14 protein-coding genes are annotated in these 16,391 nt (G+C 67.4%); 11 read left to right on the forward strand and 3 right to left on the reverse strand.

Annotation, left to right across the window (positions count from 1 at the left end):
• The 9 genes from GJV37_RS21060 to GJV37_RS21100 all read left to right on the forward strand — a co-directional run bounded on the left by GJV37_RS21060 (position 1) and on the right by GJV37_RS21100 (position 11,512).
• Entirely contained in the window at positions 1-2,088 is a 2,088-nt protein-coding gene (locus GJV37_RS21060; protein WP_193452923.1) for an acetate--CoA ligase family protein, read from the forward strand.
• A gap of 92 nt (positions 2,089-2,180) precedes the next feature.
• The gene (locus GJV37_RS21065) at positions 2,181-3,791 is read left to right on the forward strand and encodes a 5-guanidino-2-oxopentanoate decarboxylase (RefSeq protein ID WP_170858203.1); all 1,611 of its coding nucleotides are present in this window, start codon (positions 2,181-2,183) and stop codon (positions 3,789-3,791) included.
• 55 nt (positions 3,792-3,846) lie between these two features.
• On the forward strand, positions 3,847-5,037 hold the full coding sequence (locus GJV37_RS21070) for a pyridoxal phosphate-dependent aminotransferase (RefSeq protein ID WP_170858204.1): 1,191 nt from the start codon (positions 3,847-3,849) through the stop codon (positions 5,035-5,037).
• Positions 5,030-6,448, forward strand: a complete 1,419-nt coding sequence (locus GJV37_RS21075) for an aldehyde dehydrogenase family protein (RefSeq protein ID WP_024766825.1) — start codon at positions 5,030-5,032, stop codon at positions 6,446-6,448. The genes GJV37_RS21070 and GJV37_RS21075 overlap by 8 nt, the downstream gene beginning before the upstream one ends.
• Positions 6,449-6,677: 229 nt before the next feature.
• Positions 6,678-7,382 (forward strand): NAD(P)H-dependent oxidoreductase, encoded by a 705-nt coding sequence (locus tag GJV37_RS21080; protein ID WP_038803440.1) that lies wholly within the window; start codon positions 6,678-6,680, stop codon positions 7,380-7,382.
• A gap of 331 nt (positions 7,383-7,713) precedes the next feature.
• Complete coding sequence (locus tag GJV37_RS21085; RefSeq protein WP_037007681.1) at positions 7,714-8,649, forward strand: LysR family transcriptional regulator; 936 nt, start codon at positions 7,714-7,716, stop codon at positions 8,647-8,649.
• A 193-nt stretch (positions 8,650-8,842) separates the two neighbouring features.
• Positions 8,843-9,037, forward strand: coding sequence for a hypothetical protein (locus tag GJV37_RS21090; RefSeq protein WP_024766827.1), 195 nt, complete (start codon positions 8,843-8,845; stop codon positions 9,035-9,037).
• A 388-nt stretch (positions 9,038-9,425) separates the two neighbouring features.
• Positions 9,426-10,430, forward strand: a complete 1,005-nt coding sequence (locus tag GJV37_RS21095) for a hypothetical protein (protein WP_170858205.1) — start codon at positions 9,426-9,428, stop codon at positions 10,428-10,430.
• 65 nt (positions 10,431-10,495) lie between these two features.
• Positions 10,496-11,512, forward strand: a complete 1,017-nt coding sequence (locus tag GJV37_RS21100; protein WP_065083758.1) for a hypothetical protein — start codon at positions 10,496-10,498, stop codon at positions 11,510-11,512.
• On the opposite strand, the gene GJV37_RS21105 is transcribed toward GJV37_RS21100, so the two are convergent.
• Positions 11,494-12,828: a sigma-54-dependent transcriptional regulator gene (locus tag GJV37_RS21105; protein ID WP_024766829.1), complete on the reverse strand. Its 1,335-nt coding sequence runs from the start codon at positions 12,826-12,828 to the stop codon at positions 11,494-11,496. The genes GJV37_RS21100 and GJV37_RS21105 overlap by 19 nt on opposite strands.
• Positions 12,825-14,588, reverse strand: coding sequence for a sensor histidine kinase (locus GJV37_RS21110; RefSeq protein ID WP_024766830.1), 1,764 nt, complete (start codon positions 14,586-14,588; stop codon positions 12,825-12,827). The genes GJV37_RS21105 and GJV37_RS21110 overlap by 4 nt, the downstream gene beginning before the upstream one ends.
• 103 nt (positions 14,589-14,691) lie before the next feature.
• Here GJV37_RS21110 and GJV37_RS21115 point away from each other — a divergent pair, with 103 nt between their 5' ends.
• On the forward strand, positions 14,692-15,570 hold the full coding sequence (locus GJV37_RS21115; RefSeq protein WP_024766831.1) for an alpha/beta fold hydrolase: 879 nt from the start codon (positions 14,692-14,694) through the stop codon (positions 15,568-15,570).
• On the forward strand, positions 15,567-15,920 hold the full coding sequence (locus tag GJV37_RS21120) for a DUF7079 family protein (RefSeq protein ID WP_024766832.1): 354 nt from the start codon (positions 15,567-15,569) through the stop codon (positions 15,918-15,920). The genes GJV37_RS21115 and GJV37_RS21120 overlap by 4 nt, the downstream gene beginning before the upstream one ends.
• On the opposite strand, the gene GJV37_RS21125 is transcribed toward GJV37_RS21120, so the two are convergent.
• Complete coding sequence (locus GJV37_RS21125) at positions 15,917-16,381, reverse strand: DUF3301 domain-containing protein (protein ID WP_205896325.1); 465 nt, start codon at positions 16,379-16,381, stop codon at positions 15,917-15,919. The two genes, GJV37_RS21120 and GJV37_RS21125, sit on opposite strands and share 4 nt — an antisense overlap.
• Positions 16,382-16,391 lie beyond the last annotated feature (10 nt).

Here is a 16,391-nt window from a genome sequence, read left to right on the forward strand (position 1 = left end):
ATGAAACGCGAAAACCTCCAGCGCCTGCTGGCCCCCCGTCACGTCGCCTTCATCGGTGGCCGCAGCATGGCGCGCGCGCTCAAGCGCTGCGCCGAAGGCGGCTTTCCCGGTGCGATGTGGCTGGTCAACCCGCAATACGACGAACTCGAAGGCGTGCCCTGCGTGCGCAGCGTCGCCGAACTGCCCGAAGGCCCCGATGCAGTGTTCGTCGCCACCAACCGCGACCTCACCCTGCAGGCCGTCGCCGAGCTGGCCGCCAAGGATGCCGGCGGCGCCATCTGCTACGCCTCCGGCTTCGCCGAGACCGGCGCCGAAGGCGAAGCGCTGCAGCGTCGCCTGCTCGAATCCGCCGGCGACATGGCCCTGCTCGGCCCCAACTGCTATGGCCTGCTCGACTACCTGCACGGCTCCGCGCTGTGGCCGGTGGCCCACGGCGGGCACATGGTCGAGAAGGGCGTGGCGGTGCTGACCCAGAGCGGCAACTTCGCCTACAACCTGTCCATGAGCGACCGCTCGCTGCCCATCGCCTACATGGCCTCGGTGGGCAACCAGGCGCAGCTGGGCGTGGCCGAACTGATGGACGTGCTGCTCGACGAGCCGCGCGTCACCGCCATCGGCCTGCACCTGGAAGGCCTGAAGAACGTCCCCGGCTTCGCCCGCGCCGCCTTCAAGGCGTTGAGCAAAGGCATTCCGGTGATTGCGCTGAAGACCGGCGTTTCCGAGATCGGTGCCGAGCTCGCGCTCAGCCACACCAGCTCCCTGGCCGGCTCCGATGCGTTGTACGACGCGCTGTTCGACCGCCTCGGCGTCATTCGCGTCAGCGGTCCCGTGAGCTTCATCGAAACCCTGAAGGCGGCCGCCTGCGGCAACCTGCCGGCCGGCCCCAGCCTAGCCGCGCTTGCCTGCTCCGGGGGCGACGCCGGGCTGATCGCCGACTACGCCGAACGCAATGGCCTGAGCCTGCCCAAGCTGCTCGATGCCCAGCGCGCCGAACTGGCCCAGGTGCTGCCGGACTACGCCAATATCGCCAACCCGCTGGACTTCACCACCGCCATCTGGGGCGATGGCCCGGCGCTGGAGAAGATGCTCGACAGCGCCCTGCGCACGGAAGCCGACGCCGCCCTGCTGGTGCTCGACTATCCCGGCGAAGAGACCGGTGAGCGTCCGCAGTGCGACCTGCTGCTGGAGCTGTACTGCGCCGCGCTGGAGCGTCACGGCAAGGTGGGCTTCATTGCCTCCGCGTTGCCGGAGCTGCTGCCCAGGCATGCCCGAGAACTGCTGCACTCCCACGGCGTCGCCGCGCTGCAAGGCGTGGAAGACGGACTCGCCGCCTGGGGCCGCATCGCCCATTACCGTCAGCGTCGCGAAACCCTGCTGGCCCGTGGCGAAGCCGCCCTGGTGCCGCTCTGCCCGCAGACGCTGGAAGGCGAAGGTCGTCTGCTGGACGAGTGGCAGTCCAAGCAGGCGTTGAAACCCTTCGGTCTGCCATTGCCGCGCGCTGCGCTGAGCACCCCCACACAAGCCCGCGAAGCGGCCGCCGATGTCGGTTTCCCGCTGGCACTGAAAGTGGTCAGCGCGCAACTGCCGCACAAGACCGAAGCCGGTGGTGTGGCGCTCAACCTGCGCAACGAGGCGGCGCTGGAAGCGGCGTTGTTCGACATGCGCGAGAACATCGCCCGCCACGCGCCCGGCGTGCCCTTTGACCAGGTGCTGCTGGAGCGCATGGCCAATCCGCCGCTGGCCGAGCTGATCGTCGGCATCAAGCGCGAGAACGGCTTCGGCCTGGCGCTGGTGCTGGGCGCCGGCGGCATCCTCGTCGAGCTGCTCAAGGACAGCCGCAGCCTGCTGCTGCCGACAACCGACGCGGCGATCCGTGATGCTCTGCTGAGCCTGCGCAGCGCGCCGCTGCTCACCGGCTTCCGTGGCCGTGCGGCGGTGAACCTGGAGGCGCTGGTGGAAGCCATCCGCGCCGTCGCCGACTACGCCTGCGAGCACGTGGACACCCTGCTGGAACTGGACGTGAACCCGCTGCTGGCGGACGCCGACGGCGCCGTGGCGGTGGATGCGCTGATCCGCACCGTTGAATGACCTGCCTGTAGGCACGGGCTGCCCGCGAACGAATCCACCGAGGAGCGTTCGCGGCAGGCGTGTTTCTACGAAGAACGCTTCGAGGAGTGAACATGCAGAACGACAAGAAACTCACCGGCGGCCAGGCCCTGGTACGCCTGCTGGCCAACTATGGCGTCGACACCGTGTTCGGCATTCCCGGTGTGCACACCCTGGAGCTGTACCGCGGCCTGCCCGGCAGCGGCATCCGCCATGTGCTGACGCGCCACGAGCAGGGCGCCGGCTTCATGGCCGACGGCTACGCGCGGGTCAGCGGCAAGCCGGGCGTGGCCTTCATCATCACCGGGCCGGGGGTGACCAACGCCGCCACCGCCATCGGCCAGGCCTACGCCGACTCGATCCCGATGCTGGTGATCTCCAGCGTCAACCACACCGCCAGCCTGGGCAAGGGCTGGGGTTGCCTGCACGAGACCCAGGACCAGCGTGCTATGACCGCGCCGATCACCGCGTTCTCGGCTGTTGCCTTGAGCCCAGAGGATTTGCCCGAACTGATCGCCCGCGCCTTTGCCGTGTTCGACAGCGAGCGCCCGCGCCCGGTGCACATCTCGGTGCCGCTGGACGTGCTCGCCAACCCCGTCGCCCGCGACTGGACCCACGAAGTGGTGCGCCGCGCCGGCCGCGGCCAGCCCAGCGCCGATGCGCTCCAGCAGGCTGTGGATAAACTCCAGGCCGCCCAGCGCCCGATGATCATCGCCGGCGGCGGCGCGCTGCATGCCGCCGATGCCCTGGCTGCGCTGAGCGAGCGCCTGGCCGCGCCGCTGTTCACCAGTGTCGCCGGCAAGGGCCTGCTGGCGCCGGAAGCGCCGCTCTCCGCCGGCGCCACCCTGTGCACCCAGGCCGGCTGGGACATGATCGCCGAGGCCGACGTGGTCCTCGCCATCGGCACCGAGATGGCCGACACCGACTTCTGGCGCGACCGCCTGCCGGTCAGCGGCGAAGTGATCCGCGTCGATGTCGACTCGCGCAAGTTCAACGACTTCTACCCGAGCGCCGTGGCGCTGCTGGGCGATTCGAAAGCGACCGCCGAAGCCCTGCTCGCCGCACTGCCCAGCGCGACCCGTGACGCGGCGAAAGCGCAGTCGCGCATCGCCGAGCTGCGTGCGCAGATCGAAGCTGGCCACGCGCCGCTGCAACGCATCCACCAGTCGATCCTGCAGCGCATCGCCAAGGTCCTGCCGGACAACGCCTTCATCGCCAGCGACATGACCCAGCTGGCCTACACCGCCAACTACCTCTACCCGAGCAAGGCACCGCGCGGCTGGCTGCACCCCACCGGCTACGGCACCTTGGGCTATGGCGTGCCGGCCGGCATCGGCGCCAAGTTCGGCGCGCCGGAGCGCCCCGGCCTGGTGCTGGTGGGCGACGGCGGCTTCCTCTACACCGCCCAGGAACTGGCCACCGCCACCGAAGAGCTGGACAGCCCGCTGGTGGTGCTGCTGTGGAACAACGATGCGCTGGGGCAGATCCGCGACGACATGATCGGCCTGGACATCGAGCCCATCGGCGTCCTGCCGCGCAACCCGGATTTCGCCCTGCTCGGCCGTGCCTACGGCTGCGAGATGCGTCAGCCGAAGAGCCTGGACGAACTGGAGCGCGACCTGCGCAGCGGCTTCGCCCATCCGGGCGTGACCCTGATCGAGCTGAAACACGCCTGCGCCCAGTAGCACCTGTTGCACCCGCCGGGGCCCCTGGGCCCTGGCACCTTGAAGGATGAACACCATGCGCTACTCGAACTTCACCCAACGCATCGCCGGCGACGGCGCCGCCGCCTGGGACATCCACTACCGCGCCCTGGCGCGCATGGAGCAGGGCGACGACATCCTGCTGCTGTCGGTGGGCGACCCCGATTTCGATACTCCCGTGCCCATCGTGCAGTCGGCCATCGACAGCCTGCTGGCCGGCAACACCCACTACGCCGATGTGCGCGGCAAGCGTTCGCTGCGCGAGGCCATTGCTCGCCGTCACAGCCAGCGCAGCGGCCAGGCCGTCACCGCCGATGACGTGGTGGTGCTGGCTGGCGCCCAGTGCGCGCTGTATGCCGTGGCGCAGTGCGTGCTCAATCCGGGCGACGAGGTGATCGTCGCCGAGCCGATGTACGTCACCTACGAAGCGGTATTCGGTGCCTGCGGCGCCAAGGTCATCCCGGTGTCGGTGCGTTCCGAGCACGGCTTCCGCGTGCAGGCCGAGGACGTCGCCGCGCTGATCACCCCGCGCACCCGCGCCCTGGCCATCAACAGCCCGCACAACCCCTCCGGCGCCAGCCTGCCGCGCGCCACCTGGGAAAAGCTCGCCGAGCTGTGCGTGAGCAATGACCTGTGGATGATCTCCGACGAGGTCTACAGCGAGCTGCTGTTCGACGGCGAACACATCAGCCCCGCCAGCCTCCCGGGCATGGCCGAGCGCACCGCGACCCTCAACAGCCTGTCGAAATCCCACGCCATGACCGGCTGGCGCGTGGGCTGGGTGGTCGGCCCGCGCGAGCTCTGCGCGCACCTGGAAAACCTCGCCCTGTGCATGCTCTACGGCTCGCCGGACTTCATCCAGGACGCTGCCTGCACCGCGCTGGAAGCCAGGCTGCCGGAACTGCAAGCCATGCGCGAGGCCTACCGCCAGCGCCGCGACCTGGTGCTCGACTGCCTGGCCGATTGCGTCGGCGTGCGCGCCCTGCGCCCGGACGGCGGCATGTTCGTGATGGTGGATATCCGCGCCACCGGGCTCTCCGCCCAGGACTTCGCTGATGTGCTGCTGGACCGCCACGGAGTCTCCGTGCTGGCCGGCGAAGCCTTCGGCCCCAGCGCCGCCGGGCACATCCGCCTGGGCCTGGTGCTCGGTGCCGAACCGCTGCGCGAAGCCTGCCGCCGCATCGCCCTGTGCGCCGCCGAACTGCTCCAGGAGAAACGTTATGCGTGATCGTTCTCAGCTTTACATCGATGGCGCCTGGGTGGCGCCGCAAGGGCAGGGCGTGGCCGAGGTGCAGAACCCCGCCACCGAGGACTGCGTCGGTCGCGTGCCGCTGGGCGGCGAAGGCGACGTGAACCGCGCGGTGGACGCCGCCCGCCGTGCCTTCCCGGCCTGGTCGCAAACGCCGTCCCACGTGCGCGCCGGCTACATCCGCGCCCTTGCCGAACAACTGAAGAACCGCGCCGACGAAATGGCCGCGCTGATCACCGCCGAGCTGGGCATGCCGGTGCAGTGGTGCCGCATGGTACAGGTCGACGGGCCGATCGAGGGTCTGGAAAGCTATGCCGCGATGGCCGCGCACATGGACGAAGTGCGCGAGGTCGGCAACTCGCTGATCGTCAAGGAAGCGGTGGGCGTCTGCGCCTTCATCAACCCCTGGAACTACCCGCTGCACCAGCTGATCGGCAAGCTCGCCCCGGCGCTTGCCGCCGGCTGCACCGTGGTGGTCAAGCCGAGTCAGGACACCCCGCTGCACGCCTTCCTGCTGGCCGACATGGTCCACGCCATCGGCCTGCCAGCCGGCGTGTTCAACCTGGTCAGCGGCCCCGGCTCCAAGGTCGGCGAAGCGCTGGCACGGCATCCGGACGTGGACATGGTCTCGTTCACCGGCTCCACCGGCGCGGGCGTCAAGGTCTCCGAAGCCGCGGCGCCGACGGTCAAGCGCGTGTGCCTGGAGCTGGGCGGCAAGTCGCCGTTCCTGATCACCGCCGATGCCGACCTCGCCGCCGCCGTGCGCCATGGTGTGCAGGACGTGATGATCAACTCCGGGCAGACCTGCACCGCACTCACGCGCATGCTGCTGCCGGCTCATCGCTATGCCGAAGCCGTGGAAATCGCCCGCGCCGAAACCCTTGCGCTGAAGATGGGCGACCCGCTGGACGCCGACAGCTTCCTCGGCCCGATGTGCTCGGGCGGCCAGCGCCGCACCGTGCTCGACTACCTTCGCGTCGGCCAGGAAGAGGGCGCGCAGCTGGTCTGCGGCGGCGCCGAACGCCCGGCGCATCTGGAGCGCGGGCACTATGTGCAGCCGACGATCTTCGCCGGGGTGAATAACCAGATGCGCATCGCCCGCGAGGAAATCTTCGGCCCGGTGCTGTGCCTGATTCCCTATGTCGATGAAGCAGAAGCCATCGCTATCGCCAACGACTCGCCGTTTGGTCTGTCCAGCGCCGTCTGGGCGGGTGATCGCGAAGATGGCCTGCGCCTGGCGCGGCAGATGCGCGCCGGCCAATGCTTCGTCAACGGCGGTGCCTTCAACTACCGTGCGCCTTTCGGCGGCTACAAGCAGTCCGGCAACGGCCGCGAATGGGGTGAGCAGGGCTTGCACGAGTTCGTCGAGCTCAAGGCCATTCAACTCTGAGCGCCTGAACAGCGCCCTCTCCCCAGCCCTCGGCTTTGCGCTCTACCTCCTGCAGCCATGCAGTCGTCTCCCGTAAGCGGGAGAGGGGCGCAAAAGCGCTTCGGCGCGACCGGCGGGAGACGGTGCATGAATACGAATACTCCCTCGCCCTTCAGGGAGAGGGCTGGGGAGAGGGTGCCGAGCCAACACACCGATCCGCCAAGAATTGCCTTTCCGGCCAGGAATCCACATGAACGTACTGATCGTCCACGCCCACAACGAACCGCAATCCTTCAGCACCGCGCTGTACCAGCTCGCCGAGGAAACCCTCCGCGGCCAGGGCCACGAAGTGCAGGTCTCCGACCTCTACGCGATGAACTGGAACCCGGTGGCCAGCGCCGCCGACTTCGGCGCCCGCGCCAACCCCGAGTACCTGGTCTACGCCCTGGAACAGCGCGAAGGCGCCAAGGCGAAAACCATCGCCGCCGACATCCAGGCCGAACTGGACAAGCTGCTCTGGGCCGACCTGGTGATCTTCAACTTCCCGATCTACTGGTTCTCCGCGCCGGCCATCCTCAAGGGCTGGTTCGACCGCGTGCTGGTCTCGGGCATCTGCTACGGCGGCAAGCGCTTCTACGACCAGGGCGGCCTGGCCGGCAAGAAGGCGCTGGTGACCGTGACCCTCGGCGGGCGCGACCACATGTTCGGCGACGGCGCCATCCACGGTCCGCTGGAAGACATGCTGCGGCCGATCCTGCGTGGCACCCTGGCCTACACCGGCATGAGCGTGCTGCCGCCGTTCGTGGCCTGGCATGTGCCCTACATCAGCAACGACGCGCGCCAGGACTTCCTGCGTCAGTATCAGGACCGTCTGCAGAATCTGGAGAACGACCAACCGCTGGAGTTCGTGCGCCTGGAGCAGTTCGACGAGCGCCTCTACCCGCTGCCGCGCTAGACGCTTTTCTACAGGTTCTGCCTTCTGCCCGGTGTAATGGCTTGCGCCTGCCAATCAGCTGACCAGAAACGAAAAAGGGCGGCCATCCGAAGAAGGCCGCCCCTGGAGAAAGAGTCAGTCGCTGCAGCCAGGTATGCGCGGGGGAGAGGGCCGTCGATTGGTGTATCGGCGGCCGTACGATGAGCCTGGTATGCCCAACGTTGCTGCAGCGACTTGTCCGGCACTATACGTGGTAACAATCGCTAAAAAACGACCCTATACTGCGATTCAGTTTTGCGGCGCGGACAATAATTGTCGCCGTCTCCTACAAGACGGATAAGCAGGGGGAAGGATGGACGTACTTCACGCGATGCGGGCTTTCGTCCGGGTGGTGGATGCTGGCAGTTTCACCGCCGCCGCCAACGCCCTGGGGTTGTCCACCGCCCAGGTCTCGCGCGTGGTTTCCGACCTTGAAGCGCAACTTGAAGCCCGCCTCCTGCACCGCACGACACGGCGCCTGGCGCTGACCGAAACCGGCGAGCGCTACCTGCTGCGCTGCCGGGAAATCCTCGCCGACGTCGAAGAGGCGGAAGCCGAGGCCAGCGGCGCGCACCTCAAGCCGCGCGGCCGGCTGCGCGTGCACTCGCTCACCGGCCTTGGCCAGCAGCACCTGATCCCGCTGATCTCGCGCTACTGCGAATCCTTTCCCGAGGTCTACATCGAGCTGACCCTGGCCCAGCGGCAGCCGGACATCCTCGAGGAAGGCCAGGACGTGGTGATCACCCGCGACCGCGAACTGCCCGACTCCGAGTTCGTCGCCCAGACCCTGGGCACTATCTACAGCGTGCTCTGTGCCAGCCCCGAGTACCTCAAGCGGCGCGGCACCCCGACCAGCGTCGCCGACCTGCACCAGCACCAGTGCCTGCGCCTGCAGGACCCGACCTTCCCCGAGGGCTGGGCCTTCGAGGAGGGCAATGAAGAGAGCGTGATCCGCCCGCGCGACACCTTCATGGTCAACGTTGCCGAGGCGCTGACCGGCGCAGCTGCCGCCGGCATGGGCATCTGCCTGCTGCCCAGCTATGTCGCCGCGCCCGCCCTGCGGCGTCGCTCGCTGGTGCGCGTATTGCCCCGGCACAGCTTGCACGTGAGGCACATCTACGCGCTGTACCCGTCGCGACGCTTCCTCGACGCGAAGATCCGCACCTGGGTCGAGTTCCTCAAGATGGAATTGCCGAAGATGTTCGAAGAGGACGAAGCAGCGCTCAACGATCCCGTCAACTGGGCATAAGGCCATCTCGGACCTTGGGCGCTGGCGCGGCAGATCGTCGCAGCCGCTCTATATCGGTGTTCTCGGACGATCGGCGCGGATTGTTGCTTTTTAGGCAATGCTTTGTTGGTTAGCTAGCTATTTTTCTACCCACTGTTGCGCCGTAACCTTTCTCCAACCCCGACCAATCGGGTGTTCAGAAAGGATCACCGTCATGTCCCGTTCGCTTTATGTTGCTGCCCTGCTGTCCGTCTGCTCGCTGTCCTTCACTCAGCTGAGCTTCGCCGAAGAATCGCGCCTGATGACCGACAAGATGGTCAAGGCCAACGAAGCAGTGATCGCCCAGCAGCAGGCCCAGTCCGCCGAGCAGACTGCCAAGGCCGCTGCCAGCAGCAACGCCGATTCCTGATCGGCCGCTTCCCCCGGGAAGTCCGGAGCGTGAGCCGGGCTTCTCAACACCTTGCGCCGCATACGATATGCGGCGTTTTTTTGCCCGCGTTTCAGATGGTTTCCAGATGACTGTTACAGATGCTGTAACAGTCTTTCCCCGTCCGTGATCTGTATTCCTGTCTGATCGGTCAATATACTTGACCCAACAGCGCGGCTTTCGAGCAACGCCGTTACCGGCCTCACCGCCGGCAAGCTTCCCGACGCCGATTCTTGATTGCTCCAGATCGACGTCCGTCTCAAGGCCGCTGCTATCAGCGGCCTTTTTTTATGCGCGGTGGAAAAGAGCCGGCGGGCTGGTAGGCTGGGCACACTCCGCGCCGCAGGCCGGATTCGACAAGGATGCCGAGATGACCAGTGACAATCCCTTTGCGACACCCCAGGCACCGCTCACCGCACCGAAAGCCGCTTTGGCATCGGTCGGCCGCGAGCCCCTACAGTTCGTCGCCGCCATGATCGTGGCCGCGGCCGTGGTGTTCTTCGGCAGCAATGCCGTGCAGTGGATCTTCGACCTGGGCAACTACCGCGAGCGCCTGCCTCAGTACTTGCCGACCATGCTGGCGAACTGGCTGGGTGGGCTGGCTTTCTATGCCGCGGCAGTCCTGCTGCTGGTGCATTACCAGCGCGAGCGCCACGGTATCGCACGCTTCCAGCCGCTGGCCGGACTGTTGGTAGGCTTCGGCGTGGCCTATCTGATCGCCACCATGGTCGTCAGCATCGCCGTGTCCTACCTGAGCGTGTCCTTCTACCAGTGGGCGTTCGAGCAGGGCTCCCGGACCCTCTGGATAGCCCTGTATGGCCAGGTCAATTCGCTGATCAACCTGGCCCTGGGTTGCCTACTGCCGCTCTGGCTGGTCCTGCACCTGGCGCGCTCACGGTGTGAACCGATGGCGCCGGGCCAGGCCGCCACGCTGCCTTCCTGGCATGTGGCGCTGGCGGTTGCGCTGTGCTTCACCGTGGTGATCTACAAGCTGGTCACGGCACTCGGCTACGGAGTGCTCTACCTGTACAGCGGCGCTGACGGCTGGCAGTCGGTATTCATGCTGTCGAGCTGCGTACTGCCTTTCGCCATCGTCATGACGGCCGTGCGGACTCGCCTGCCCGCCCGGCTCTCGCGCTTCGCCGCCGGCCGCGTGCTGGCCTGCGCGCTGGTCCTGCTGGCGCTATGGATGGTCGCTATCGTGCTGGCGTCGGTCCTGGTGGCCTTCGCCGCCTACAGCTCGCTGAACTCCAGCAGCCTGCCGCTCTACCTGCTGCCTCCAGCGATCCTGCTGCTCGCACTGCTCTGGCCGCTGGCGCGCTGGTGTACCGGCTGGTTCTTCGCCGAGCAGATGGCGGCTGCCGCGCCCCGGTAGCCCTCTGTCGATTGCTGATGCCCGGCACAATAGTCATCAGCAGCAAACTTTCAGGATCCCGACAAGTGCAGGAAAGCCCATTCAGTACCCCCCTGGCCGAACTGGGGGAAGAGGCGGAGGCCTCCGTGCCAGCGCTCTGGCAGCCATATCTCGTGGTGGCAGCGATGTTTCTCGTCGGCATGGGCGCCATGCTGTTGGATACACTGCGACGCTGGAGCGAAGGCGCCCCAATAATGCGGCTGTTGTCGGATGCACCGGATTTGCTTGGGCCCTGGCTGTCTTCGCTGGTGGCCAGCGCAGCGGTGGTCGTGCTGTTCATGCAGGCACAGCGCGAGCGCCATCGGATTCGAAAATTCATGCCCCTCGTGACACTGGCAGTAGTCTTTGCGGTCTTGCAGGCGCTTGCGATGGAGTTGTACCGCGCATTCCTCCTGGGCAAGATCCAGGGGATCGCCCGTCTGCTGAACGAGCTCAGTGACTTCTCGATGTTCGTCATCCCGGCCGTACTGATTGTCGGCACGTTGGCGCACCTGCTGCTCTGCCTTGTTCCTCTGTGGATCCTGTTGGCGGCCATCCGGTCGCGTTGTGCGCGCCAGCGTCTGACAGAGCCGTTGCCGATTCCGCGGGTGCACGTTGCATTGGGTGTAGCGCTGGGCTTTTCTGCACTCGCCGCGAAGCCGCTGTCGGGTGTGGTGCGGGTGTTTCTGCTCAACAAGGTGGGGCAGTGGGCGCTGGCAGTGGAAATGCTGTCCTGGCTGGTTCCTGCCACGGTGGTGCTGGCGTGCGTCTATCTGAAGCTTCCGCCATGGCTGCCCCGGTATTCTACGGGCCGAATTCTGCTCGCAGCCGTAAGCACTTTCTTCGGCTGGGTTTGCATCACCGCCATGTTTGGTCTGCTGGGCTACGTCTTTTTCCATGAAGCCGTGATGCGTCTGCAGGCTTCCAGCGGTCTGCCCCTCGTCGCGTCAATCGCGATCCTCGGGCCGTTGCTTCTGCTGGTTCATTGGGCTTGCATAGGCGCCCTCTGGTTGACCCGGCGCACGAAGTCCGAGCCGTTGCCGGCTCAGTCCTCGCCCAGGTAGTCCCCACGGCTCAGCCCGTGGCGCTGCATCTTCTCGTTGAGGGTGCGGCGCGGCAGGCCGAGCAGCTCCATCACCGCCTTGATGTCGCCCTTGCACTGGCCCAGCGCCTGGCGGATGCACTGCGCCTCGTAGGCTTCCATGCGTTCGAACAGGCCGTTGCCGGCCGGCGCTTCCGGTAGCTCGGCGCGGTCCAGGCCGAGCACGTGGCGCTCGGCGGCGTTGGCCAGTTCGCGGACGTTGCCCGGCCAGTCGTGGGCGAGCAGGCGGGCCAGTTGGGTTGCCGACAGCGGCACGGCCTCGCGACCGAACTTCTCGCTGGCCAGCAGCGCGTAGTGCTCGAACAGCAGCGGGATGTCCTCGCGGCGTTCGCGCAGGGGCGGCAGGCGCAGCTCGGCGACATTCAGGCGATACACCAGGTCCTCGCGGAAGCGCCCGGCGCGGGCCTCTTCCAGCAGGTCCGGCTTGGTGGCGGCGATCACCCGCAGGTCGACCTTGATGCTCTGGTTCGAACCCAGGCGTTCCAGCTGCTGTTCCTGCAGCACGCGCAGCAGCTTCACCTGCTGGGCCAGCGGCATGCTTTCGATCTCGTCGAGGAACAGGCTGCCGCCGTTGGAATGCTCCAGCTTGCCGATGCGCTTGCCCTGGGCGCCGGTGAAGGCGCCGCTTTCGTGGCCGAACAGTTCGGTCTCGAACAACTGCTCGGGAATCGCCGCGCAGTTCAGCGCGACGAAGGGCTTGCCGGCGCGCGGGCCGAAGTCGTGCAGGCAGCGCGCGACCAGCTCCTTGCCGCTACCGGTGTCGCCACGGATCAGCACGTTCACCGGCGTACCGGCCAGCGCCATGATCTGCCGGCGCAGGGTTTCCATCGGCCGCGAGACGCCCAGCAGGCGGGATTCGATCTGGTCCTTGAGCGCCGCCTGCTCGCGCAGCTGGCGGTTCTCCTGCACCAGCCGGCGTTTCTCCAGGGCGCGGCGCAGGCTGTCGAGCAGGCGTTCGGGGGTGAAGGGTTTCTCGATGAAGTCGTAGGCGCCCTGGCGCATCGCCTGCACCGCCATGGGCACGTCGCCGTGGCCGGTGACCATGATCACCGGCAGGTCGCGGTCGAGCTGCTGCAGGCGGTCGAGCAGGGCCAGGCCGTCGGTGCCGGGCATGCGTACATCGCTGATGACCACGCCGGGCAGCTCGCGGGCGACGCCTTTCAGGCACTCGTCGGCGCTGCTGCACAGGCGCACTTCGAAACCGGAGAGTTGCAGCCATTGCTGCACGGCGTCGCGGATGGCGGCTTCGTCGTCGACGAAGAGAATGGTCTCGCTCATGGTCTGGATTCTTCGCTGGCGGCCGGCAGGCTGAGCCGGAATACGGCGCCGCCGGAGGGCTGGTTGGCGGCGCCGAGGCGCCCGCCGAGTTCGTGGACGATGCCGTAGGATACCGCCAGCCCCAGGCCCAGTCCTTCGCCCACCGGCTTGGTGGTGAAGAAGGGGTCGAAGACGCTGGCCAGGTGCGCCTCATCGATGCCCGGTCCGTTGTCGGCGACTTCCAGGCACCAGTGTTCGCCGTCGCGGCGCAGGGTCAGCTCGATGCGTGGCTGGGCGCTGTTGGCCACTGCGTCCAGGGCGTTGCGGATCAGGTTGACCAGCACCTGCTCCAGGCGGATCGCGTCGCCCAGCACCCAGGCCGGTGATTCCAGCGCCTGGTGGATGTCCACGCCTTCGGTACGGATGCGCACGGCCAGCAGTTGCAGCGCCTGCTCGACCACGTGGCCCAGTTCGATGCGCTCGCGCAGGCCGCCGGGGGTCTTGCGGGCGAAGGTCTTCAGGTGGCCGGTCAGCGCGGCCATGCGTTCGAGCAGCTCGTCCACGCGCACCAGCGCGGCGCGGGCGTCGTCCTGGCGGCCGGCATCGAGCAGCAGGCGCACGCTGGCCAGCTGCATGCGCTGGGCGGTGAGCGGCTGGTTGATTTCGTGGGCCAGTGCGGCGGACATCTGCCCCAGCGCCGCCAGCTTGGCAGCTTGCACCAGGCCGTCCTGGGCAGTGCGCAGGGCGGCGGTGCGCTGCTCGACCAGGCGCTCCAGTTCTTCCTGGTTGCGCTGGCGCAGGCGGGCCAGGCGCCGTCGCTGCTGCAGCCAGAGGACGAGGAATACCAGTGCCATCCATGCGCCGGCGGCGGCCAGGCGGGCGCTGGTGACGTCCGACTGCACGCCGCGGGTGTCGCGCAGCAGGTGCAGGGTCCAGTCTTCTTCCGGCAGGCCGACCGATTGCCAGAGGTAGTCGCCGCTGATTTCCTGGCCGTCGACACGCACCATGCGCGCATGCTCGCCGAGGCTTTCCAGCGTCCGGTGCGGCAACGCGCTGAGCGGCTGCCGGTGGTACTGGCGGGTATCGGCCAGTTCCGCGCGGGCCACCGCGTCCAGCGGCATCAGCTCGCGGTAGCGCCAGCGCGGGTGGTTGGCGAGGAACACCACGCCCTTGCTGTCGCTCACCAGCACCACGTCCGGGGTCTGGCTCCACTGCCGTTCGAGGTCGGGAAACTCCAGCTTGACCACGATGGCGCCGAGGAAGGTGCCCGCGTCGTCACGCAGTGCGTTGGACAGGAAGTAACCGGGAATGCCGGTGGTCACGCCGACTGCGTAGAAGCGCCCGGCGCCCTGGGCGATGGTCTGGCGAAAGTAGGGCCGAAAGCTGTAGTTGTGGCCGACGTAGCTGGTCGGCAGGTTCCAGTTGCTGGCGGCCACGGCGAGGCCGCTGCGGTCCAGCAGCTCCAGCGTCGACGAGCGTGCCGCGCCGTTGATTTCCTGCAGCTTGAGGTTGAGCCGGTGCTGCACCTCGTCCGTCAACGGGCCACGCATGGCCGCACGCAGTTCCGGGTCCAGCGCCAGCACGGAGGGAATGCTGCGGAAACGCTCGATCAGGGTATGCAGGGAACTGGCGTAGAGGCCCAGCTGCTCATGGGCGGTTTCCGCCTCGGCCAGCAGCGCGCGGTGCCGCGCCTTCTCGCCTGCCCAGAACACCGACAGCACCAGCCCGGCCAGCAGGAGCAGGCAGATCAGCAGCAGGCGAAGGGGGCGGGTAGGCGACATGTTCGACGGTGTTCGACCAAGGGTCGGCGACAATAGCATGACCGCGCGCTGGTCCGGCGCCCCGCTGCCTCGCTAAACTGCCGCATCCCGATGGAGAGCTTCGATGCAGTTGTCGTCCTGGACCCACGAAGGGTCCGCCGGTTTCACCCTGCGCGGCTGGCGCAGCGAGCCCAGTGGCAAGCCGCTGCTGCACTTCCTGCATGGCAATGGCTTCTGTGGGCGTGCCTACGAGCCGATGCTGAAAGTCTTGGCGGAGGATTTCGACCTCTGGCTGTGCGACGTCCAGGGCCACGGCGACAGTGACCACGGCGGGCGCTTCCATGGCTGGAACCGCAATGCCGAGATGGCGGTGGAGGCCTTCCAGGCCGGCAACAAAGCCTTTGGCGACGTGCCGCACTACGCCGCCGGGCACAGCTTTGGCGGCGTGCTCACCAGCCTGATCCTCGGCCGGCATCCCGAGCTGTTCCGCCGCGCGGTGCTGCTCGACCCGGTGCTCTTTACCCCGGCGATGATCGGCGTGATGGCGCTTTCCGAAGTACTCGGCCTGCACAAGCGCCGCACCATGGTGCAGAAGGCGCGCTCGCGGCGCAGCCAGTGGCCGGACCGCGAGGCGGCCTACGCCGGCCTGCACGGCCGCGGTATCTTCAAGGGCTGGACCGACGCCGCGCTCCGGGCCTACGTGGAGAACGCGATGAAGCGCACCGAAGCAGGTGTCGAACTGAAATGCCGGCCCAGCCGCGAGGCGGAAATCTTCAGTTCCTTTCCCAAGCGCCTGTGGCCGTCGCTGGGCAAGGTGGTGACGCCGACCCAGGTGCTGTTCGGCGAGCGCACCTACCCGTTCGTGCCCAAGTCGGTGGCACGCTGGTGCGCTTCGAACACGGTGGTGAGTGGCCAGTGCGTCGACGGTGGCCACTGCTTCATGCAGGAGTTTCCCGAAGACAGCGCCGAGCGCGTGTCGCGCTTCCTGCTGGGCCACGAATGAACGACCCGGCCCGCGAGTCCGTCTGGCTGGCCCTGTCCGAGCTGTGGCTGGATACCGAGCTGGACGAGGCCGATCTCGCTACCATCGCGAGCACCCTGGCGATCAGCGGCTACCCACTGGACGAACTGGAGAAGATCTTCCGCCTGGAAGTGGCGCCGGTGGTCTGGAGCAATAGCTGGGTAACGGCGGGGGTGTGGGACGGCTTCGATCCCGACTGGCTGTTCGAGGGCTGCCGGCGCAACCAGAAGCGGCGCTATTCACTCTGGCATCGCGGGCGCTGCCGGCTGCTACGCAAGGCCATGACGGCGGCGGTGGAAGAGGACTGGCGGAAGATCCGCGCGCGGCTCTAGTCGCCGACTTTCTTGCCCTGGTGCGCGCGGCGCCATTCGTCCAGGCGCACCACTTCTGCCTTGGCGCGCGGCGCTGCAGGGGTGTCGTCGAAGACCGCGTCGATAATCTCTTCGTCCACCGGCTGGGCGGTGGGATGGAAGGTAGCGACCGGCGAGAGCGGCATGCGCGGCTCCGGCTCCATGCGGAACGGCGCCAGCTCGACCCGGCCCAGGTGCTGGCCGAACATGGCGATGCTACCGGCGTAGCGTTCCTGGCCGGTGGCGGTGAACTCGAAGGCGTATTCGCGGGCCAGGCGCAGGTTGCCGCGGCCGTCGCGCTGGAAGCGGAAGCGCTGCAGGGCCATGGCGTCATCCAGCAGTTCCACGCCCTCGCGCGCGCAGTGCTGCTTGGCCAGGACCAGTGCACGCTCGCGGATGCCATGGGCGCGCCACCACCAGGCGGCGCCCGCGACAACCAGCATGAAAATGAAA

This window comes from Pseudomonas nitroreducens, assembly GCF_010994165.1.
Lineage (GTDB): Bacteria > Pseudomonadota > Gammaproteobacteria > Pseudomonadales > Pseudomonadaceae > Pseudomonas > Pseudomonas nitroreducens.